Origin of the sequence: Kocuria marina (assembly GCF_000786655.1) — a bacterium.
Taxonomy (GTDB): Bacteria; Actinomycetota; Actinomycetes; order Actinomycetales; family Micrococcaceae; genus Kocuria; species Kocuria marina_A.
In genome coordinates, this window is sequence record NZ_JROM01000021.1 from 113,453 (window position 1) to 134,046 (window position 20,594).

17 protein-coding genes and 1 riboswitch are annotated in these 20,594 nt (G+C 69.8%); of the genes, 6 read left to right on the forward strand and 11 right to left on the reverse strand.

Annotated features, from left to right (window positions below; translation table 11 throughout):
• Positions 1–231: 231 nt before the first annotated feature.
• Positions 232–1,428: an acyl-CoA dehydrogenase family protein gene (locus AS25_RS06330; RefSeq protein WP_052160765.1), complete on the reverse strand. Its 1,197-nt coding sequence runs from the start codon at positions 1,426–1,428 to the stop codon at positions 232–234.
• A 103-nt stretch (positions 1,429–1,531) separates the two neighbouring features.
• On the opposite strand from AS25_RS06330, the gene AS25_RS06335 reads away from it, so the two are divergent.
• Together AS25_RS06335 and AS25_RS06340 are read left to right on the forward strand one after the other, a co-directional pair.
• Positions 1,532–3,280, forward strand: coding sequence for an AMP-binding protein (locus tag AS25_RS06335; RefSeq protein ID WP_035963570.1), 1,749 nt, complete (start codon positions 1,532–1,534; stop codon positions 3,278–3,280).
• A 169-nt stretch (positions 3,281–3,449) separates the two neighbouring features.
• Positions 3,450–3,968, forward strand: coding sequence for a MarR family winged helix-turn-helix transcriptional regulator (locus tag AS25_RS06340; protein WP_035963571.1), 519 nt, complete (start codon positions 3,450–3,452; stop codon positions 3,966–3,968).
• Positions 3,969–4,052: 84 nt separating this feature from the next.
• Here the strand turns inward: AS25_RS06340 and mmsB are convergent, their stop codons facing one another.
• The 3 genes from mmsB to AS25_RS06355 form a co-directional block, all read right to left on the reverse strand.
• Positions 4,053–4,985, reverse strand: coding sequence for a 3-hydroxyisobutyrate dehydrogenase (gene mmsB, locus AS25_RS06345; protein ID WP_035963573.1), 933 nt, complete (start codon positions 4,983–4,985; stop codon positions 4,053–4,055).
• Between the two features lie 172 nt (positions 4,986–5,157).
• Complete coding sequence (locus AS25_RS06350) at positions 5,158–6,654, reverse strand: CoA-acylating methylmalonate-semialdehyde dehydrogenase (RefSeq protein ID WP_035963575.1); 1,497 nt, start codon at positions 6,652–6,654, stop codon at positions 5,158–5,160.
• Between the two features lie 122 nt (positions 6,655–6,776).
• The gene (locus tag AS25_RS06355; protein ID WP_052160766.1) at positions 6,777–7,796 is read right to left on the reverse strand and encodes a DMT family transporter; all 1,020 of its coding nucleotides are present in this window, start codon (positions 7,794–7,796) and stop codon (positions 6,777–6,779) included.
• Positions 7,797–7,833: 37 nt separating this feature from the next.
• Here AS25_RS06355 and AS25_RS06360 point away from each other — a divergent pair, with 37 nt between their 5' ends.
• Entirely contained in the window at positions 7,834–8,070 is a 237-nt protein-coding gene (locus AS25_RS06360; protein ID WP_035963577.1) for an RNA-binding S4 domain-containing protein, read from the forward strand.
• A gap of 4 nt (positions 8,071–8,074) precedes the next feature.
• Here the strand turns inward: AS25_RS06360 and AS25_RS06365 are convergent, their stop codons facing one another.
• Positions 8,075–8,728, reverse strand: coding sequence for an alpha/beta hydrolase (locus AS25_RS06365; RefSeq protein ID WP_035963579.1), 654 nt, complete (start codon positions 8,726–8,728; stop codon positions 8,075–8,077).
• A 75-nt stretch (positions 8,729–8,803) separates the two neighbouring features.
• Here AS25_RS06365 and AS25_RS06370 point away from each other — a divergent pair, with 75 nt between their 5' ends.
• A complete protein-coding gene (locus AS25_RS06370; protein WP_035963581.1) occupies positions 8,804–9,652 on the forward strand; it encodes an SGNH/GDSL hydrolase family protein in 849 nt (282 codons plus the stop codon).
• 56 nt (positions 9,653–9,708) lie between these two features.
• Here AS25_RS06370 and metX read toward each other — a convergent pair whose 3' ends face one another.
• The 3 genes from metX to AS25_RS06385 form a co-directional block, all read right to left on the reverse strand.
• Positions 9,709–10,866, reverse strand: coding sequence for a homoserine O-acetyltransferase MetX (metX, locus tag AS25_RS06375; protein ID WP_035963583.1), 1,158 nt, complete (start codon positions 10,864–10,866; stop codon positions 9,709–9,711).
• A 2-nt stretch (positions 10,867–10,868) separates the two neighbouring features.
• Positions 10,869–12,257, reverse strand: coding sequence for a bifunctional o-acetylhomoserine/o-acetylserine sulfhydrylase (locus AS25_RS06380; protein ID WP_035963585.1), 1,389 nt, complete (start codon positions 12,255–12,257; stop codon positions 10,869–10,871).
• Positions 12,258–12,333: 76 nt separating this feature from the next.
• Positions 12,334–12,454: riboswitch (SAM riboswitch) on the reverse strand.
• A gap of 67 nt (positions 12,455–12,521) precedes the next feature.
• Positions 12,522–13,988 carry a sodium/glutamate symporter gene (locus tag AS25_RS06385; RefSeq protein ID WP_035963587.1) on the reverse strand — a complete coding sequence of 489 codons (1,467 nt, stop codon included), beginning with the start codon at positions 13,986–13,988 and terminating at the stop codon, positions 12,522–12,524.
• Between the two features lie 279 nt (positions 13,989–14,267).
• Here AS25_RS06385 and AS25_RS06390 point away from each other — a divergent pair, with 279 nt between their 5' ends.
• On the forward strand, positions 14,268–14,906 hold the full coding sequence (locus AS25_RS06390; RefSeq protein ID WP_035963589.1) for a VOC family protein: 639 nt from the start codon (positions 14,268–14,270) through the stop codon (positions 14,904–14,906).
• A gap of 50 nt (positions 14,907–14,956) precedes the next feature.
• Here AS25_RS06390 and AS25_RS06395 read toward each other — a convergent pair whose 3' ends face one another.
• Positions 14,957–15,721 carry a CPBP family intramembrane glutamic endopeptidase gene (locus tag AS25_RS06395; protein WP_367379152.1) on the reverse strand — a complete coding sequence of 255 codons (765 nt, stop codon included), beginning with the start codon at positions 15,719–15,721 and terminating at the stop codon, positions 14,957–14,959.
• Positions 15,722–15,895: 174 nt separating this feature from the next.
• On the opposite strand from AS25_RS06395, the gene AS25_RS06400 reads away from it, so the two are divergent.
• On the forward strand, positions 15,896–18,238 hold the full coding sequence (locus tag AS25_RS06400; protein ID WP_035963590.1) for a S9 family peptidase: 2,343 nt from the start codon (positions 15,896–15,898) through the stop codon (positions 18,236–18,238).
• Here the strand turns inward: AS25_RS06400 and AS25_RS06405 are convergent.
• Entirely contained in the window at positions 18,217–19,347 is a 1,131-nt protein-coding gene (locus AS25_RS06405) for an NAD(P)/FAD-dependent oxidoreductase (protein ID WP_035963592.1), read from the reverse strand. The genes AS25_RS06400 and AS25_RS06405 overlap by 22 nt on opposite strands.
• Positions 19,348–19,588: 241 nt before the next feature.
• The gene (locus tag AS25_RS06410; protein ID WP_035963594.1) at positions 19,589–20,296 is read right to left on the reverse strand and encodes a LysM peptidoglycan-binding domain-containing protein; all 708 of its coding nucleotides are present in this window, start codon (positions 20,294–20,296) and stop codon (positions 19,589–19,591) included.
• Positions 20,297–20,594 lie beyond the last annotated feature (298 nt).

Consider the following 20,594-nt stretch of genomic DNA (forward strand, 5'->3'; position numbering starts at 1 on the left):
TCACGGCACCGACGACGACGCCGCGGGGCCGCCCACGCGGGCCCGGCACCGGAGGGTGCTGGAACGGTGGGGACGGGAACGCCCGACGGCGCGCGAAGGCGCTGCCACCAGGGTAACGAGGATGCCGAATCCCCGCCTAACCGCACGGGGCGCTCGCGCGTGAGGGACCGCGCCCGGTCGGTCACGACCCCGGGCGCGGCTTCCCGCTCCTGGTCGTGAGCTCCCGGCAGCTCAGACGAACGCGGAGACCCCCGTGATCGCGCGGGCCACGATGAGCGAGTTGATGTGGTAGCTGCCCTCGTACGTGTAGATGGCCTCGAGGTCCCCCAGGACCTTGGCGATCTCGTAGTCGCTCAGCAGGCCGTTGCCGCCCAGGGCGTCACGCGCGAGCGAAGCGGAGCGCCGGCCGAGCCTGGTCGCGGTGGACTTGGCGAGGGCCGCGTGCATCATGTCCATCTCGTCGCACGTCTGCAAGCGGGTGACCTGCACCATGAGCGCGGAGCTCGCCGCGAGGTTGCCCGCGATCTCTGCCATGGCCTGCTGGACCATCTGGAAGCTCGCGAGAGGTTTCCCGAACTGTTCCCGCCGCAGGGTGTACTCGCGCAGGACGTCCAGGATGGCCTGTTGGGCTCCCACCGCTTGCCACCCGACCCACGCGCGCGAGTCCTTGAGCAGCATGTTGGCGGCGTCGAAACTCACGGCGCCGGGGAGCAGGGCGTCCGCGGGGACACGCAGGTCCGTGAACGTCACGTCCGCGTTCTGCATGATGCGCAGACCCATCTTGTTGCCGATCTTGGTCGCGGCGTACCCGGGTGTGTCGGTGGGCACGGCGAAGCACTTGACCTGACCGTCAGCCGTGTCCCGCGCCCACACGAGGGCCAGTTGGGCCACGGTTCCAGCACCGATCCAGCGTTTGCGACCGTTGATGACCCACTCGTCACCCTCGCGGGTAGCAGTGGTGGCCAGGCCGCCGGCGATGTCCGAGCCGTGCTCGGGTTCGGTGAGACAGAACGCCCCGATCGTGGAGAGGTCCGAGAGTCCGGGGAGCCACGTGTCCTGTTGCTGCTGCGAGCCCAGCTCCACTAGGGTCCCCACGATCAACTCGTTGTGGATCCCGATCAGCGCGGACAGGGACACGTCCGCCCGGGCGAGCTGCGCGTGCACGAGTCCCTGGAACAACCGGGACGAGCCGTCCCGGAACAGGTTTCCCAGGCCGAGCTCGGCGAGCGGGGGCAGCATCTCCAGGGGCAGGTGCTCCCGGTTCCATGGGTCGATCGACTGACGGCGGACGTTGTCTTGCAGGTGCTTCTCGATCCCCGCCAAACGGGTGCGTTCGTCATCGCAGAGCAGCTGCTGGATCTTCAGCAGGTCCACTCCGGGGAGCTCTGACGTGGCACGGGGACGAGAGGAGGTGATGGTGGTGGTCATCCTGGCCCTCGGGTGCTCGGTAGTCCAATGGTGGTCTTTTCAACTATAGACCGTCCAAGTACATTTGTGTGTGGTAGATCACATGGATTCGAGGGGGCCGGTCATGACCGTCACGGACGAGTTTCGCGCCGCACGCGACCACTTGGTGTCACTCCAGCAAGACTGGGAACGGGCCCGGGAGGAGTTCGTGTGGCCGCGGTTCGAGCACTTCAACTTCGGCCTGGACTGGTTCGATCAGCTCGCGGCCTCGCCCGAGCGCCGGGACCAGGACGCCCTGATCATCCTCGAGGAGGACGGCTCGCGCCTGACCCGCACGTTCGCGCAGCTGAGCCGGGACTCCAACAAGGTCGCGAACTGGCTGCGCGAGCGCGGTGTGCGTCGCGGGGACCGCGTGATCCTGATGCTCAACAACCAGGTGGAACTGTGGGAGTCCATGCTCGCGTGCATCAAGTTGGGGGCGGTGGTGATCCCCACGACCACCCAGATGGGACCCACGGACCTCACGGACCGGGTGGAACGCGCCGGGGCCTCGTGGGCGGTGGCCGGCGTGGCGGACGCCGCCAAGTTCGCGTCGGTGCCCGGGGACTACACGGTCGTGTACGTCCCGGGCGTCCGTGCAGGTTCCGATCCCGTGGAGGCACCCGAACTCCCCGGCCGCACGTGCCTGGACTACCGGGAGGCCCACTCGCGCTCGGACGAACTGGAGCCGGAGACCCCCACGGGCGGGGACGACACCCTGCTGCTGTACTTCACGTCCGGGACCACGTCCAAGCCGAAACTCGTGGAGCACACCCACACGTCCTACCCCGTGGGTCACCTCTCCACGATGTACTGGATCGGTCTGGAACCCGGTGACATCCACCTCAACGTGGCGTCCCCGGGGTGGGCCAAGCACGCGTGGTCCAACTTCTTCGCACCGTGGATCGCGGAGGCCACCATCCTGGTGTGCAATTTCGCCAAGTTCGACGCCTCCGCGCTCATGAGCGCGATGGACTCGGTGGGGGTCACGAGCTTCTGCGCGCCGCCCACCGTGTGGCGCCTGCTCATCAAGGCGGATCTGACCCAGCTGCGCACCCCGCCGCGCAAGACCATGTCCGCGGGCGAACCGCTCAACGCGGAGGTCATCGACCAGGTGCACCGCGCGTGGGGCTGCACCATCCGGGACGGTTTCGGCCAGACGGAAACCACGCTGCAGGTCGCGAACACGCCCGGGCGCCGGATCCGGATCGGTTCCATGGGCGTACCGCTGCCCGGGTTCGACGTCACCGTCGTGGACCCCGTGACCGGCGAGGAGGCGGGCGAGGGCGAACTGTGCCTGCGCCTGGACCCGCGGCCCGTGGGACTCATGCGTGGCTACTACGGGGACCCGGAGCGGACCGCCGAAGCGTTCCGGGACGGGCTCTACCACACCGGCGACATCGTCTCGGTGGACGAGAACGGGGTGTTCAGCTACGTGGGCCGCTCCGACGACGTGTTCAAGTCCAACGACTACAAGATCTCCCCGTTCGAACTCGAGTCCGTGCTCGTGGAGCATCCCGCGGTGCTGGAAGCGGCCATCGTCCCCACCCCGGACGAGTTGCGCCTCGCGGTCCCCAAGGCCTTCGTCACGCTCGCGCCCGGCCGCACGGGCGACGCCGCGACCGCCGCGGAGATCCTGGGGTACTGCCGCACCAAGGTCGCGCCCTACAAGCGGATCCGGCGGATCGAGTTCCTGGAGCTGCCCAAGACCATCTCGGGCAAGATCCGCCGCGTGGAACTGCGCTCGGCGGAGACGCGGCGCTCGGAATCCGGCCAAGCACCGGAAGGGTACGGGACGGAGTACCGCGAGGAGGACCTCTCCCTGGACCAGTGATGGCCGCCCGGTGAGGGCCATGCGAAGACGACCAGCCGGTGACGCCCATCCGGTAATAGTTGTGCCGTGACAAGGCGCCCAGCGGCGACTGTTCGATGACAGCCCCTTGGTACCCTGTCCGGGCCGTGGGAGGGCACCGACGGCATCCGATGAAGAAGGCGGGTTCCCCATGTCAACCACTCCCGGGCTCCCCAGGGACCCCATTGCCGAGGCGCAACGCAACTGGGTGCGGCACGGGTGGGAGGACACCGCTGCGCCCATGGCGGCGGTCACGGCCATTATGCGCGTGCAACAGATCCTGCTGTCCCGGGCGGAGGGCATCCTCAAACCATTCGGGCTCACGTTCGCGCGCTACGAGTTGATCGCGCTGCTGAGTTTCTCGCGCGAGCACCAGATGCTCATGAAGAAGGCCAGCGCCCTGTTGCAGGTCCACCCGACCTCCGTGACCAACGCGGTGGACCGCCTCGAGGACGCGGGACTGGTCCGGCGAGAGCCGCTGCCCAGTGACCGGCGGGCCATCACCATCGTGCTCACGGATCGGGGAACGGCCGTAGCCGCCGAGGCCACCGAGGCGCTCAACCGTGACCTGTTCCGCGACACGGGGTTCGCGCCGGACGAGGTGGACTCGCTCATCGCGATCCTGCGGCGCTTCCGTGCGCACGCCGGGGACTTCGCGATCGAGGACTGACACCCTCGACACCGTCACGCCCCGCCGCTTAAGCCAGGCCGGTCAAGTCACGCCGCTCAAGCCCCGCCACTCACGCCATGCCACTCAGGCCCCGCGTTCGCTCTCGGCGCGGATGGTCTCGATGATCCCCGAGAAGTCCCGGTGAGCGCCGTCGCCGGCCGCGAAGTCGCGGTACAGCTGCGCGGCGAGCGGGCCCATGTGGGCCGCGACCCCGGTATCGGTCAGTGCGGAGACGGCCAGGTTCAGGTCCTTGGCCATGAGGGCTCCGGCGAAGCCCGGCCGGAAATCGCGGTTGGCGGGACTCGTGGGAACGGGTCCGGGCACCGGGCAATTCGTGGTCAGGGACCAGCACTGTCCCGAGGCCTGCGAGACGACGTCGTACATCGCGTCGTGCGTGAGCCCCAGCTTCTCGGCGAGCACGAACGCCTCGCTCACCGCGATCATGGACACGCCCAGGATCATGTTGTTGCAGATCTTCGCGGCCTGTCCCATGCCGTTGCCGCCGCAGTGCACGATCCGCCCGCCCATGATCTCGAGCAGCGGGAGCACCTCCCGGTACACGTCCTCCGGGGCGCCCACCATGAACGCGAGCGTTCCCGCCTCGGCACCCACGACGCCGCCCGAGACCGGTGCGTCCGCCGCCCGGTGGCCCGTCGCCACGGCGAGCGCGGCGGCGTCCTGCGCGTCGGAGATGTCGATCGTGGAGCAGTCGAGGAACGTGGTCCCGGCGGGTGCCGCCGCGAGCAGACCGGGCGCGGCGTCGTCGCCGGCATAGGCCTGCCGAACGTGCTGGCCGGACGGGAACATGGTGATGACGACCTGCGCCTCACGGACCGCGGCCGCGGGCGAGTCCACCACCGTGACCCCGGCCGCGCGGGCGGCGTCCATCGCGGCGGGGACCACGTCGAACCCCAGGACCGGGACGCCCGCGGCCACCAGGTTGGCGGCCATGGGCCCGCCCATGTGACCCAGGCCCAGGAAGGCCACGCGGGGATGTGTTGTGCCGGAGGTGTTCATGGTGCTCCCTGACGGTTCGGAACCCGAGGGGTTCGGGACGTTCGGTTCGGGCGTTCGGCTCGGGTCGCGAAGTGCGGGTCGTGAGTTGCGGGACCCGCGGGACGGGACCTATGGGGCGGCGACCACTGGCCGGGCCTCGAAGAAGGGAACCCGCGGGCGCCCGCTGGCCGGCTCAGCTGCCGGCGGGCATCACGAAGCTCGCGCCCTCCTTGGCCCCGGAGGGCCAGCGCGTGGTCACGGTCTTGGTCTTCGTGTAGAACTTCAACCCGTCCGTGCCGTGCTGGTTGAGGTCCCCGAAACCGGAGGCCTTCCACCCGCCGAAGGTGTAGTACGCGATGGGCACGGGGATCGGGACGTTCACGCCCACCATCCCCACGTCCACCCGGGACGTGAAGTCGCGCGCGGTGTCCCCGTCGCGCGTGAAGATGGCCACGCCGTTGCCGTACTCGTGCTCGGAGGGCAGGCGCAGGGCCTCCTCGTAGTCCTCGGCACGCACGACACACAGCACGGGGCCGAAGATCTCGTCCTTGTAGATCTGCATGTCCGGTGTGACGCGGTCGAACAGGGTGGCACCGACCCAGAAGCCGTCGGGGTGACCCGCGACCTCCGCACCGCGCCCATCCACGAGCAGCGTGGCACCCTCCTGTTCGCCGATGCCGATGTAGCGCTCGATGCGTTCCTTGGCGTCCGGGCCCACGACCGGGCCGAAGTCCGAGGACGGGTCGAGGGACGGGCCCAGGGTGAGATTGTCGATGCGTTCGCGCAACAGCTCGATGAGCCGGTCCGCGGTGGCCTCCCCCACGGGCACCGCCACGGACACCGCCATGCAGCGCTCACCCGCGGAGCCGTAGGCGGCACCCATGAGGGCGTCCGCGGCCTGCTCGAGGTCCGCGTCCGGCATGATGACCATGTGGTTCTTGGCGCCCCCGAAGCACTGGGCGCGCTTGTTGTGCTGCGCCGCGGCCACGTAGATGGACTGGGCGATCGGGCTCGAACCCACGAACCCCACGGCCTTGACACGCGGGTCCTCGATCAGCGCGTCCACGGCGGTCTTGTCCCCGTGGATCACGTTCAGTACGCCCTCGGGCATCCCTGCCTCGACCGCGAGTTCCGCGAGTCGCACGGGGACGGAGGGGTCACGCTCGGAGGGCTTGAGCACGAACGTGTTGCCCGCCGCGAGCGCGATGCCGGTCTTCCACAGCGGGATCATGGCCGGGAAGTTGAACGGGGTGATCCCCGCGACCACACCGAGGGGCTGGCGCACCGAGTGGACGTCGATCCCCGTGCCGGCGTTCGCGGAGAACTCCCCCTTGAGCAGGTGGGGCGCCCCGGCGGCGAATTCCACGACCTCGACGCCGCGCTGAATGTCCCCGCGCGCGTCCTCCAGGGTCTTGCCGTGTTCGTTGGACAGCAGCTCCGCCAGTTCGTCCGCGTGCTCGTTGATCTTGTCCACCCATTTGAGCAACAGCCGCCCGCGGCGTTGCGGGTTGAGCGCGGACCACACGGGGAACGCCTCCTGGGCCGAGGCGACGGCGCGCTCGACCTCGCCCGCGGTGGCCAGCGGCACCTGCGCCGCGACCTTCCCCTCCACGGGGTTGTAGACGTCCCCGAATCGTCCGGACTCCCCCGGGACGCGTGTGCCTGCGATGAAATGTGGGATCTGGGTCATGGTCGTCTCCTCGCGGCGCCTCAGTGTGACGTGGGTCTCACGAATAATCTAACGACAAACCATTGCACGTGCAATCAATCGGGGAGCGACGGATTTCCGACCACGCCACGGAGGATCGCGGCTCAGGAACGGCGGCGTGAACCCCATGGGAGCGTGACCACCACGAGGCCCACGAGGGTGGCCAGCGTGCCCGCGACCGTCACGGGGGTGACCACCGTGGCGGCGGTGGGCACCGCGACGTCGAGCACGAGAGCCCCCAGCAACATGCCCGTCACGAGCCCCAGGCTGGTCTGCAGCACCCCCACGTGCCGGGCCAGCACCGCCCCGGCGGCCACGAACACGATGCCCAGGATCCCGCCCGTGTAGAGCCACCAGTCGTGGGGCCACTGCACGGGGCCGGGGCGCGTGAGCCAGCGGGCCACACCGGCCACGATCACGAGTGCCACGGTCCCCGCTGCGAAGTTCGTGAGCGTGGACGTGATGGGGGTCCCCGTGGCGGCGGCGATGTGAGCGTTCCACGCCGTCTGCACCGTGTTGAGCACACCCGCGAGCACGGGCAACGCAACCGCCCCCACGAGCGCCGGGGTGGACATGTGCAGGGAACCCGCCGAGAACCGCGGCACCATGGCCACGGCCACGGCGGCCAGGATCAGGACGGTACCGAGCACCCTGTAGCGGCTCAGCGGTTGCATCCCGCCGGGGCCGATCCCCCACCGGTCCACGAGCATCCCTCCCAGGGACTGGCCCACCACGAGACCCAGGATGAACACGGACACGCCCAGCAGCGCCGTCGTGAGCGTCTGCGCGATTACGAGGTACGCGCCGAAGACCCCGGCCAGGAAGTACCACCAGCGGATCCGCCGCGTGCGCAGCACGCCCGGCAGCCGGGCCGCGCCGCGCCGGCCCGCGGGCAGCAGGACGGAGCCCACGAGCAACACCGCGCACCCGATCCCGAAGCTCACGAGCGCGGCGAGGTACGGGTCCCCCATGGTGCGGCCCAGCGTGCCGTTGAACCGCGACTGGACGGCCAGGCACGACCCCGCCAGGATGCTCAGCACGACCCCGGTGAGCAGGACGAGCGGGCTCCGGGCGGGCGCGGGTGGAGTGGGTGCGGGACGGCGGACGGGGGTGGGAGAGGTCACCGGTGCACACTACTCCCGGGCCTGCGAGGATGGACCCATGCAGCACGACGACTACGAAGAACTCCCGATCCGCGACGAGATGATCCGATTGGGCCAGGCGCTCAAGCTCGCGAACCTCGCGGAGGACGGGCAACACGCCAAGCACCTGGTGTCCGAGGGGCAGGTCACGGTCAACGGCGCGGTGGAACTGCGCCGCGGCGCGCAATTGCACGCCGGGGACGTGATCGCGGTGGTCGGGGCGGAGCTGCCGCCCGTGCGGATCGTGACGGGCTGACGCGCTACGAGGTCGCGTCCACGGCGGCCTGGAGATACTCCTTGATGTGCGCCAGTTCCTCCGGGCAGACCCCGTGGCCGATGCCCCGGTACTGGATCTTGGTCAGCTGGGTGTGGTCGTTGGCCCACTCGGCGGTGCCGTCCACGAGCGTCGGGGTGATCACGGGGTCCTCCGGGTCCCGGCCCCAGAACATGCGCAGCGGCTCGGCGCGCAGTCGTTCGTCCTGGAAGAACCCCGCCTGGGCGTCGTCGGGCGCCACGGGGATCACGAACCCGGACATCCCCACGACGGCGTCCACGAGCTCCGGGGCGTGCCGCGCCACGGTGGTCGCCATGGCCATGCCCTGCGAGAACCCCAGCAGGAAGACGTGCGTGTGCTGCTGGGACTCCTCGCGCAACCACTCGATCACGGCCTCGGCGGCGGCGACCACGGCGTCCGTGGTGAACGCGAGATCCGCGGCCAGCGGGAACCACTGGAACCCCATACCAGCGCGTTGCGGTGCGCGCACGGACGCGTACGTGTAGCCCTGCGGTAGCGCGAAGCTCAGGGCCATGAGGTCTTCCTCGTACGAACCGTAGCCGTGGAACATGACCACCAAGGGTGTTCCGGCGCGGTCCTGCGGTTCGTTGTTCCAGATCACGTGGGGAGCTTGCTGCATGGTTCCATCCTGACATGCCCACCCGGCACTGCCCGCGGGCCTGAGTCGTTCAGGCGGGTGTGTTAGAAACCGGGTATGGATAAGAGCACGCACTCCCCGGACCCCTCCGACCCGAAGCACCCCTGGCACCGCATGGTCTCGATCGGCGATTCTTTCACGGAGGGCGTCGGCGATCCCGACGACGCCGTCCCCGGCGGTGTGCGCGGTTGGGCCGATCGCGTGGCCGAGGAGCTCGCGCGCCACACCGACGACTTCGCGTACGCCAACCTCGCCATCCGCGGTCGGCTCTTCCAGGGCATCGTGGACGAGCAGCTGGAACCGGCCCTGGAACTGCGCCCGGACCTCGTGACCATCAGCGCGGGCGGCAACGACATGCTGCGACCCGGTGCGGATCCGGACGACATCGCCGTGCGGCTCGACGCCGTGATCGGGAAACTCGCGGCCACGGGCGCCACGGTCACGATGTTCGACGGGCCGGACATCGGCAACACCCCCGTGCTGCGCGGGATCCGTGGGCGGGTGGCGATCTTCAACGAGAACGTGCGCGTGGTGGCCGCCCGGCACGACGCCGTGATGGTGGACCTGTGGGGTCTGCAGCAATTGGGGGAGCCGGCGATGTGGGCCCCGGACCGGTTGCACTTCTCGCCCCTGGGCCACCAACTCATCGCGTGCGAGGTCCTGGACTCGCTGGGGGTCGAGCACGACCTGGTCCCGGGTGAACTCGGGGACCGTCCCGCGCGCACGTGGCGCGAGGCGCGCCGCGAGGACCTCGTGTGGGCCGGGAAGTACCTGGTCCCGTGGGTCGGCCGCCGGATCCGGCGCCGCAGCTCGGGGGACAACATCACCGCCAAGCGCCCCTCGTTCGGGCGCACCACGATCCCCGGTGCGGGCGAGGGCATCCCCGGCGAGGACCGGGAGGCCTGAGCCGGCCCGTTCCCACTGGGTCTCCCCGGTCAGGCCGGCCCGTCGGGGCTCCCCGCTCAGTCCCGCAGCACGGTCTCCCGCAGCAACATGCCCACCTGCGGGGTCTCGATGAGGAACCCGTCGTGCCCGCTCGGGGACGTGATCGTGTGCAGTTCCTGCTCCCCCGGCAGCGCGGCCACGAGTTCGGCGGATTCCGCGGGGAAGAACAACCGGTCGGAGTCCACTGCGGCCACGAGCCACTCGCACCGCGTGCGGGCGAGGACGTCCCGTAGCTCGCCGCGGCCCCGAGCGACGTCGTGCGACATCAAGGTCTCGTTGACGCTCAGGTACGAGTTCGCGTCGAAGCGGCCCGCGAGTTTGGACGCCTGGTGGTCCAGGTAGCTCTCCACCTGGTACCGACCGCGGTCCGCGACGTGGGTCGCATGCGGGTCCTCGCGGGGTTGGGGTTCGCGCCCGAAGCGCGTCTCGAGCTCGTGCGCGCTGCGGTACGTGATGTGCGCGATCCGCCGCGCGAGCCCCAGACCGGCCTCCGGGTACTCGCCCGCGTAGTAGTCACCGCCCCGGAAGTTCGGGTCCTGGCGGATCGCGAGTGCCTGGGCCTGGCCCCACGCGAGCTGCTCGGCGCCCACCCGGGCGTTGGCCGCGATCACGGCGCACGCGGCCACCCGATCCGGGTGGGACACGGCCCACTCGAGGGCGCGAGCTCCGCCCATGGACCCGCCGATCACGAGCCGCCACCGGGAGACTCCGAGCGCCCGAGCGAGCAGGGCCTCCGCGGTCACCGAGTCCCGCACGGTCACGCGCGGGAAACGCGAGCCCCACGGGACGCCGTCCGGTGCGGGGCTCGCGGGTCCCGTGCTGCCGTAGCACCCGCCCAGGATGTTGGCGCACACCACGAAGTAGCGGTCCGTGTCGATCGCGGCACCCGGGCCCACGAGTCCGTCCCACCAACCGTCCGCCGCGGCGGCCGCGCCCTCGGGAGCGCTCGCGGCGTCCTCATGCCCCGCACCACCGCGCGCCACGTGCGTGTCACCCGTGAGCGCGTGCTCGATCAGCACCGCGTTGGAACCGTCCGCCGCGAGCTCGCCCCACGTCTCGTACGCGAGGTGCACGTCCGGCAGCCGGAACCGGGACTCGAGCACGAGCTCGCCGAGTTCGGCCCGCCGTACGACGCCGTCGCGCCGCGTGCGCGGCCCGTTGCCCACGACCGTCATGGTCAGTGCCCCGTGTCCCCCGCCGACGACGCCGCGTCGCCGGCAGCGTCGCCGCGCGCACCCACCGCGGCGAATCCGGACTCGAGGTCCGCGAGGATGTCGTCGATGCCCTCGACACCCACGGACAGCCGCACGAATCCCGGTTCCACGCCGGCCGCGAGCTGCTCCTCGTCCTTGAGCTGGGCGTGCGTCGTGGAGGCGGGGTGAATCACGAGCGAGCGCACGTCGCCGATGTTCGCCACGTTGGAGTGCAGGCTCAGGGCGTCCACGAACGCGACACCGGCGTCCCGGCCGCCGTCGAGCACGAAGCCGAGCACCGACCCGGCACCGTTGGGGGCGTACTTCAGGGCGCGGTCGTGCCAGCGGGAGGACTCGAGCCCGGCGTAGGACACCGAGCGCACCTCGGGGCGTGCCTCGAGCCACTCGGCGACCTTCTGGGCGTTGGCCACGTGGCGTTCCATGCGCAGCGACAGCGTCTCGATGCCCTGTTCGATCAGGAACGCGTTGAACGGGGAGATGGAGGTCCCCAGGTCGCGCAGCAGTTGCACGCGCGCCTTGAGGACGTACGAGAGGTTGACGCCGAAGGCCCCGTCCGCGCCGAGGTCCCGGGCGTAGACGAGCCCGTTGTACGTCTCGTCCGGCTGGTTGAAACCAGGGAACCGCTCCGGGTCCCGGGAGTAGTCGAACGCGCCGGCGTCCACGATGAACCCGCCGATCGCGGTGCCGTGTCCGCCCAGGAACTTGGTGGCCGAGTGCAGCACGATGTCCGCACCCCACTCGATGGGCCGCACCAGGTACGGCGTGGCGATCGTGTTGTCCACGATGAGCGGGACACCCGCCTCGTGGGCGATCCCGGCGATCGTCTCGATGTCGAACACGTCGTTGCGGGGGTTCGGGATGGATTCGCCGAAGAACGCGACCGTGTTCTCACGCACCGCGTCCCGCCACTGCGCGGGATTGTCCGGGTCCGAGACGAACGTGGTCTCCACGCCCATGCGCGGCAGCGTGTGCTTGAGCAGGTTGTACGACCCGCCGTACAGGGACGGGCTGGCCACCACGTGGGTTCCGGCGCCGCCCAGGTTGAGGATCGCGAGCGTGGCCGCGGCCTGCCCGGAGGAGACCATCAGGGCCCCCACGCCGCCCTCGAGGGACGCGACCCGGTTCTCCACGACCTCCGTGGTGGGGTTCGTCAGGCGCGAGTAGATGGGGCCCATTTCCTCGAGCGCGAACCGGGCCGCCGCGGTGCGGGCGTCCGGGAACACGAAGGACGTGGTCTGGTAGATGGGTAGGGCGCGCGCCCCGGTCACGGGGTCCGGGTTCTGGCCCGCGTGGATCTGTCGGGTCTCGAACGACCAGCCCTGGGGATTGTCGGGGGTGGGAGCGGTGCTCATGGCCGTACTCCTTCTCGGAAGGATCAGGGGTCCGGTGGCGATCCGCACGGTGCCCGTGCTGTGACCGGGCACCAATGACCCGCGCTTGCCGCACGACGTCGGTCGACGCCACGGCCAGGTCTTCACCCAGGGCACCCCACCGCGGAAGGGAGGGTTGCCGGTCAGCTAGCTGGGGCTTCGCGCTGACTCTCGTGACCTATTACCTCATTGTCCGAACCCGGCGGGGCGGGAGTCAAGCCGGGGACACTGCGAGCGGGCTCGGGGTCAGTGGCCCGCCCGCTTCTGCTGTTCCATCTCCCGGGTGTGCAGTTCCCGGTCCTTCATCTCCCGCGGATGGAAGTAGAACAGACCCGTGAGCACGGCGACGATGAACACCGCGAGCATCACGAAGAACAGCGGCCACACACCGGTCAGGTAGATCACGGGAATGGCCAGTGCGGTGACCAGGCCACCACCGAAGAACGGTTCGAACACCAGCTGCTTGTAACCGAACGCCTCGAACGCGGGGGTCTTGGCCTCCGGGTCCACCACGCGCATGAGGATCAGACCGGTGGCGGTCACGCCCATGGACTGGCCGAAGTCACCGATACCGCGCTCGAACCAGTAGCGGCCGATGATCCGGGGTGCCAGCCACAGGAAGATGGCCACGTTGAACGCGATGCCGGCCACCGCCAGGATGGTGAACGCCGCCAGGTTGTCCCCCACGGCCTGCAGGGAGAGCGTGGCGATGGCGGAGACGATCAGGAAGTCCAGCGCGAGACCCTGGATGCGCAGCATGACCTGGTGGTCGATGTACCTGTCGAAGCCCAGCCGTTTGGCGAGCAGTTGGAAGATCACACCACCCAGCAGGGCCATGGGGAACAGGGGGACGTAGGCGAAGATCTCCAGCGGGGTGGTCTCGTCCAGCATCACGCTCGCGTAGGTCTGCTGTTCGATCCAGCGCAGCCCCTCCAGGATGCACCAGCCGATCAGGATGGCCACGGCCACGATGGACATGTGCAGGGAGAACGGTTCCACGGAGGACGGGCGGCTGGTCATGGTGCCGGCGGAGTAGTACTCGTCGCTGCGGAACAGGCCCTTCTGCTCGGCCACGGACATCTTCACGTCGCCCTTGAGTTCTTCGGTCTTGCCGGTGCGCACGCCCCAGTTGATCAGGCCGATACCGATCACGATGCCGCCCACGATGCCCACGGTCGCCAGACCCACGGCGAGGTCCGCGCCCTCGCCGAATCCCAGGTCCTCCATGACGGGTCGCATGCCGGCGGCCGTGCCGTGGCCACCTTCGAAACCGATCTCGATGAGCGCGCCGGTCATGGGCGCGGCGGCGAAGACGGGCACCAGGATCAGCGCCGCGAGTAGCAGACCGATCACGTACTGACCGGAGCCGAAGGCCACGCCCAGGGACAGCTGCGGGCCCACCAGCTTGGCCGCGCGCTTGGGGGACGGTAGGTCCTGGCCCAGGAACATGGTGGCGAAGATGACACTGATGAGCAGCCCGGGCAGCACGCCCCAGGTCTCCACCATCCCCTCGGTGAACAGTCCGTTCTCGCCCCACGGCCCGTCGAAGCGGCCCAGCGCCTGCGGGCCCAGGATCAGGAGGATCGCGCCGCCGATGATGGAACTCGGCAGGAACAGGCTCTGGACCCAGCCCACCTTGACGCGCACGAACTTCCCCAGGAGCAGCGCGACTCCCAGGATCAGGAGTGCGAAACCGACGGCATTTGCGGACACGTGAACCACCTCGTAGTGATCGGGATCGATATCGGTCTCAGGTCACATAGCGAGGGTTCGGTCGGAGACTCCCCGGCTGATGCTGCGGACTCCAGCCTAGGAGACGCACGTCTCGTTGACCTGGACCAACACAGCCACCGCCCGGATCAGCCGCCCCGATGACAGGTCCCGGGAGGTGCGCAGAGCCGGCCCTGCCCACCCGACCGGGCGGCGCAGGTCACACACTCGCCGGCTCGCGCTCGATTTGGTGGCCCGTGTGGCCGGTGCCACGATGGCGTCATGAACTTGGATCACGTTTCCTTCGCGGCTCAGCCCGACGGCCTCGAGGCCACCACCGAACGCATCGCGAACCGGTTGGGGATCGAACCGGTCAAGGGCGGTGTGCACCCCCGTTTCGGCACCCGGAACATGATCCTGCCGCTCACCGACCACCAGTACGTGGAGGTCGTCACGGTGCTCGAGCACCCCGCCGCGGAGAAGGCGCCGTTCGGTCAGGCCGTCCGTGCCCGTTCCGAGGCCGGCGGCGGCTGGCTCGGTTGGGTCGTGGAGGTCCCCGACCTCGCGCCCTTCGAGGCCAAGCTGGGCCGCCCCTCCGTGCCCGGTGGCCGGTTGTTCCCGGACGGTCGGCAGCTGGAATGGCATCAGATCGGCGTGAAGGGTCTGATCTCCGACCCGCAGTTGCCGTTCATGGTGCACTTCGACTCCGAGGACGAGATGCACCCGTCCCAGGCGCGGATCACGGACGTCCGGTTGTGCGGGATGGAGATCGCCGGCTCCCCCGACCGCGTCACGGAATGGCTCGGCGGTCCCGTGGAGGACGTCCTGCGCTCGCTGGACGTCACGTGGTGCGCCCCCAACGGCACCCCCGGGGTCATGGCCGTCTCCTTCGACACCCCGGACGGCACCGTCACCATCTGAGCCGGTTCCCTTGGGGCGGCCGACGACGCCGCTCCGCCCGGTATCCGGCGTCAGCCCGCGAGCAGTTGCGGGGCCAGGAAGCCCGCGGTGTCCAGGAGGGCGTGGGCGATCAGCAGCGGCATGAGTCGACCGCCGCGGCGGTAGAGCCACACGAACACGAGTCCCATGACCAGGTTCCCGAGCGCGGGTCCGAACCCCTGGTACAGGTGATAGCTGGCCCGCACCACCGCGGAGGCCACCGCCACGGGCCACCACGACCATCCGAGGGATCGCAAGCGCTCGCACAGGAACGCCACCACGATCATCTCTTCCACGATCGAGTGGCGCAGCGCGGAGAGCGCGAGCAAAGAAACCGCCCACCAGGTCTGCTCCATGGTGGATGTGGTGATCTGCGCGGTGATCCCCAGGGACCGGCCCGCCTGATAGAGCACCAGGGTGCCGCCGCCCATCACCGCGAACAGGCCCATTCCCCACAGCGTGTCCCACACGGGTCTGCGCCCATCCACCCCGATCCTGCACAGCACGCCGGGGATCCCCCGCGCCACGCCGGCCATGAGGTACAGGGCCAGCAGCACGGGGACGAGCGCGAAGCCGATGCCGGTGAGCTGACGCAGCGCGTCGATCAGGGGGACGCTGCTCAGGGGCCGGTTAAGCGTCGTCGTGGTGTCGGCCAGCGAGGACCGCATGAGCACCTCGGCCAGATCCAGCACGGCGTAGACCGCGGACGCCCCGAGGGACACGCCGAGCACCAGGACGATCTGCAGCCACGTGTCGGCGCGCGACATGCCGCGCTGCGAAGGGGTGGGAGTCTGCACGGGACCATTGTGCCCGCCCGCGAGCGCGACCATCCGGCCGGTGCGGATCTGCACGCCGTCGACGCCGCAGCATCTGTCTTGTAAACAGAGGGTCCCCGGTGCGACTCCTCGCGCGCGGACGGGCCCGCGCGGCGTCGTCGTATCCGCGTCCCCGCCCGTCCCTAGACTGTGGGCATGACTTCCGAGCAGCCGTCGTATCCCGTGGCCCCGAGCCGCCCGGTGGAGCGCACGTTCCACGGGCACACCTTCGCCGATCCCTACGAGTGGCTCCGGGACAAGGACTCCCCCGAGGTGCGCTCGCACCTGGACGCCGAGAACGCCTACGCGGAGGCCACGACCGAGGATCTGGCGCCCCTGCGCGAGCGGATCTACGGGGAGATCAAGGACCGCACGCTCGAGACGGACCTGTCCGTGCCGTCACGTCGCGGGGACTGGTGGTACTTCACGCGCACGGTCGAGGGCGGTGCGCACCAGGTCTTCTGCCGCGTCCCGGTCACCGACCCCGCGCAGTGGACACCGCCCACCGTGGAACCGGGCACCGCACTGGACGGCGAACAGACCCTCCTGGACGCTAACGCCGCATCCCAGGAGCACGACTTCTACGCGCTGGGCGCCTTCAGCGTGTCGGAGGACGGCTCCAGGTTGGCCTGGTCCGAGGACACCGCAGGTGACGAACGGTTCACGATCCATGTCAAGGATCTCGCCACGGGACAACTGCTCGCGGACCGGATCGAGCAGACCTCGTACGGCGCGTTCCTCACACCGGACGCCTCCCAGCTGATCTACATCGTCGTGGACGAGTCCTGGCGGCCGTGGCGCGTGTACCGGCACGTCATCGGCCAAGACGCATCCTCCGACGAGCTGCTGTTCCAGGAGGACGACCCCGGTCTGTGGCTCGGGGCCGAGCTCTCCGCGGACAAGCGGTGGCTCATGCTGTCCTCGTCCTGCTCGGAGTACAGCGAGTACCGGATCCTGCCGTTGACCGAGCTGACCGGCTCCCCCACGGATGAGCCGGTCGCCGATGCGTCCGACGACGCCGCTGGGCCGGCTTTCCTGCCCTGGCGCGTCATGATCTCGCGCGAGGACCGGGTGCTCTACGAGGTGGAACCCCTCACGGTGGCCGGCCAGGCCTACGTGCTCCTGACCCACGATGCGCACGCCCCCAACGGGCGGGTGAGCCTCATGCCGCTCGGGCACGCGGGCCGTGCCCTCGCAGACCTCGAGCTCACGGATGTCATCCCGGCATCGGAGGACGTGCGGATCGAGTCCTGTGTTCCCACCGCCACCCACCTGGTCGTGGCCCTGCGCGCGGACACCACGCCCCGGGTCCGCCTGATCCCGCGCCGCGCGGTGGACGAGATCGTTGCGGGCCCACGCGAGGCCGTGCCCTCGACATCGGACACGGGCTCAGGACGCATCGCGGACTCGGACAACGCCGCGGCGCCGAGCGCGGCGGCCGGTGCGGCGTCGTCGTCGTTGCTGGACGGGACCGAGGCCGCGTTCGACGAGGAGCTCTACACGAGTGGCGTGCTCTCCGCGGAGTACGAGAACCCCGTGGTGCGGGTGTCCTACACGTCCTTCGTGACGCCCCCGCGCGTCTACGACATCCCCACCGCCGAACCCGGCGAGTCCGGGACGAACGAGTACGGCGTGGGCGAACCCGTCCTGCGGCGTGAGGCCACCGTGCTGGGCGGATACCGCAGCGAGGACTACACCGTGGAACGGGACTGGGCCGTGGCCGAGGACGGGACCCGGATCCCCGTGAGCATCGTGCGCCGCGCGGACCTGGACCCGCACCGCCCCGCACCCGTGCTGCAGTACGCCTACGGGTCCTACGAGATCAGCATGGACCCCGGCTTCTCCGTGTCCCGGTTGTCGCTGCTGGACCGGGGCGTGATCTGGGCGGTCGCGCACGTGCGCGGCGGTGGCGAGCTCGGGCGTGGGTGGTACGAGAACGGTAAGAAGGACACCAAGACCAACACGTTCACCGATTACGTGGCCGTCACCCGCCACCTCGCCGCCCGCCCGGACGTAGACGCCCAGCGGATCGCCGTGATGGGTGGCTCGGCCGGCGGCCTGCTCGTGGGAGCCGTGCTCAACCTCGCGCCCGAGCTGTACTGCGCGGCCCTTGCGGCGGTTCCGTTCGTGGACCCGCTGACGTCCATGCTCATGCCCGAGCTGCCGCTCACCGCCCTCGAGTGGGAGGAGTGGGGCAACCCCGTGGACTCGGCCGAGGTCTATGAGTACATGCGGTCGTACTCCCCCTACGAGAACCTCCGGGACGCGGACTACCCGCCCGTCCTGGCGGTCACGAGCCTCAACGACACCCGCGTGCTGTACGTGGAACCGGCCAAGTGGGTCGCCGCCCTGCGCACTCGGGCCCGGCACCCGGAGACCGTGGTGCTGCGCTGCGAGATGGCGGGCGGCCACGGTGGGGCGTCCGGGCGTTACTCGCAGTGGAAGGACACGGCGTGGGAGTACGCGTGGCTCGCCCGCTACCTGGGGGTCGCGGACTGATCGGGTGAGCCGTCCGGCGCCAGAGCATCGCGGGTGGCGGGGCTGAGCCAGTCCCCCACCTCACCGCGCAGCACCAGTTCCGCCGCGGCCCTGGCGAGTGCCGCGCTCGTCTGGAACCCGTAACCGCCCTGCCCCGCGAGCCAGAACATCCCCGCTGCCACCGGGTCCCAGCCGCACACGGGGACGTCGCTCGGACGTTCCGTGCGCAGCCCGGTCCATGCCTTGACCACGCCCGTGATCCGCAGGCTGGTCTCCCGTTCGATCGTGGCGATCAGCCCGGCGACGGCGCCCTCGTGCGGTTGGGCATCGCACGGTTCGCTGGGCTCGGCCTCCCCGAGCGAGATCATGGCGCCCGCGGCGTCGGGGCGGTAGTACCAGTCCTCGGCGGCGTCGTCGACCATGGGGTGTTCCGGCGGCATGGGCTCCGCCAAGGACACGAGGGCCGCCGTGCGGCGTAGGGGCTGCAATCCCTGGGGCACCGCGCCGAACAGCGCGCCCACTTCGTCCGCCCACGCACCCGCGGCATTCACGACCGTGGCGGCACGCACGGTCTCCTGCGGGGCGGCGTCGAGGGTCAGCTCCCACAGGTCCCCGGCCCGCCTGACATTGGTCACGCGGCTGTTCGTTCGGATCTCGACGCCGGCCGCCAGCGCTCGCTCGCGATGCCATGCCACGAGGGCGGTGGCATCCGTGCGCACCGCGGACTCGTCCACGGCGGCGGTCCGGAAGCGCTGCGGGTTGCCGCGCAGTTCGGGGCACAGCTCGAACAGCTCGCCTCCCGAGATCTCTTTCAACCCCGGGACGGTCATCGCGGCGACGTCCTCGGGTGAGCCGGCGACGACGAACGGGCTGGGCCACGCGAGCGGCGCCGCCAGATCACTGCCGGCTTCGAGCAACCTGGCGATGCTCCAGCGGGTGAGCTCGAGCACCGGTTCCGGACCGTAACTCGGGATCAGTTGCTGCGCCGACCGGGAGGACGTGTGCATGGCCACGTCCCGTTCTGCCTCCAGCACGAGGATCCCCTCACCGGTCCCCCGATGTTCCGCCAGCTCCGAGGCCACGGACAATCCGGCGATGCCTGCTCCGATGATCGCGATCTCAGTCGTCATGACCTCATTGTGGCACCGCACCGGTCGCACCCCGGAAGCCGGAGAGGAATCCTCCGGCTCGGCAATCGGGGCCCCGCAGGATGCCGTGGCGTGACAGCCCACACCGTGGGATCCAGACCGGTTCCGGGTATGACGAAGCCCCGCCCCACACCGGGATCGGTGCGGGGCGGGGCTTCGAGGGGTCAGCGGCGGACCTCGGTCCACCGCATCACCCGGTCATCGCAAGCGATGTGTGCCTGGATCAGGCGGGGATGTTGAGAACCTGGCCCGGGAAGATCAGGTTGGCGTCCGCCACGGTGCCGGAGTTGGCGGCGAACAGGGCCTGCCAGCCACCGTTGACACCCAGCTTGTTGGCGATGGTGCCCAGGGTGTCCCCGGCCTGCACGGTGTAGGTACCGGCGGCGGGAGCGGCCTGCTGCACGGGAGCCGCGGGAGCGGAGTAGGTGACGGCCGGAGCCTGGGCCACGGGAGCGGCCTGCTGCACCGGGGCGGCCTGCTGCACGGGGGCAGCCTGCTGGACCGGAGCGGGAGCGGCCTGCTGCACCGGGGCAGCCTGCTGCACGGAGGACGCCTGGGTGCTCACCGAGGCGGCGGAGGCGACGCCCCCACCGTTGCCGGACAGGCCGAGCTTGGCGGAGCAAGCGGGCCATGCGCCCCAACCCTGACCCTGCAGGACGTTCTCGGCCACGCGCTTCTGCTCGGCCCAAGATGCCTGATGCGCGGCACCCTGACCACCGAAGGCGGCCCAGGTGCTCGGGGTGAACTGCAGAGCGCCGGAGAAGCCGTTGCCGGTGTTGGTGCTGGCCACACCGCCGGACTCGCACTGAGCCAGAGCGTTCCAGGTCGCGTCGGACGCGGCATTGGCGGGAACGGCGAAGGCGCCCACGGCCACGCCGCCCATCAGGACAGCAGCGGCACCACGGCGAATAGCGGTTGAAGTCTTCATCATGCTCCGTAAGGCCACCTACGCTCGTTCCCATCCCTGGGTGTCTTCGCGCCGTCGTCCACCCTTGACAGTTGGTGTAAGGGGTAGAAACTACGGAATGCTGCCATACAGACGACGTACGGTGTTGCGGCAACATCCAGCACAAGCCGGGCCACGGATCGAGTGGGCCCGGAAGCGAACTTCCGCTCACGAAAGTCCGCTGAGGAAGTTGATGATAACGATAACGTAACGTTCCGGGCATTGCCAAGCAGAAAGTTACTTTTTCGTTATCCCGCTTCTGGGGACACCCCCAGTCGCGGAC

Bases quoted from the DNA above. Each gene is read 5' to 3' on its own strand.
- AS25_RS06330 (WP_052160765.1), bottom strand. From the start codon at position 1,428: ATGACCACCACCATCACCTCCTCTCGTCCCCGTGCCACGTCAGAGCTC.
- AS25_RS06335 (WP_035963570.1), top strand. From the start codon at position 1,532: ATGACCGTCACGGACGAGTTTCGCGCCGCACGCGACCACTTGGTGTCA.
- AS25_RS06340 (WP_035963571.1), top strand. From the start codon at position 3,450: ATGTCAACCACTCCCGGGCTCCCCAGGGACCCCATTGCCGAGGCGCAA.
- mmsB (WP_035963573.1), bottom strand. From the start codon at position 4,985: ATGAACACCTCCGGCACAACACATCCCCGCGTGGCCTTCCTGGGCCTG.
- AS25_RS06350 (WP_035963575.1), bottom strand. From the start codon at position 6,654: ATGACCCAGATCCCACATTTCATCGCAGGCACACGCGTCCCGGGGGAG.
- AS25_RS06360 (WP_035963577.1), top strand. From the start codon at position 7,834: ATGCAGCACGACGACTACGAAGAACTCCCGATCCGCGACGAGATGATC.
- AS25_RS06365 (WP_035963579.1), bottom strand. From the start codon at position 8,728: ATGCAGCAAGCTCCCCACGTGATCTGGAACAACGAACCGCAGGACCGC.
- AS25_RS06370 (WP_035963581.1), top strand. From the start codon at position 8,804: ATGGATAAGAGCACGCACTCCCCGGACCCCTCCGACCCGAAGCACCCC.
- metX (WP_035963583.1), bottom strand. From the start codon at position 10,866: ATGACGGTCGTGGGCAACGGGCCGCGCACGCGGCGCGACGGCGTCGTA.
- AS25_RS06380 (WP_035963585.1), bottom strand. From the start codon at position 12,257: ATGAGCACCGCTCCCACCCCCGACAATCCCCAGGGCTGGTCGTTCGAG.
- AS25_RS06390 (WP_035963589.1), top strand. From the start codon at position 14,268: ATGAACTTGGATCACGTTTCCTTCGCGGCTCAGCCCGACGGCCTCGAG.
- AS25_RS06400 (WP_035963590.1), top strand. From the start codon at position 15,896: ATGACTTCCGAGCAGCCGTCGTATCCCGTGGCCCCGAGCCGCCCGGTG.
- AS25_RS06405 (WP_035963592.1), bottom strand. From the start codon at position 19,347: ATGACGACTGAGATCGCGATCATCGGAGCAGGCATCGCCGGATTGTCC.
- AS25_RS06410 (WP_035963594.1), bottom strand. From the start codon at position 20,296: ATGATGAAGACTTCAACCGCTATTCGCCGTGGTGCCGCTGCTGTCCTG.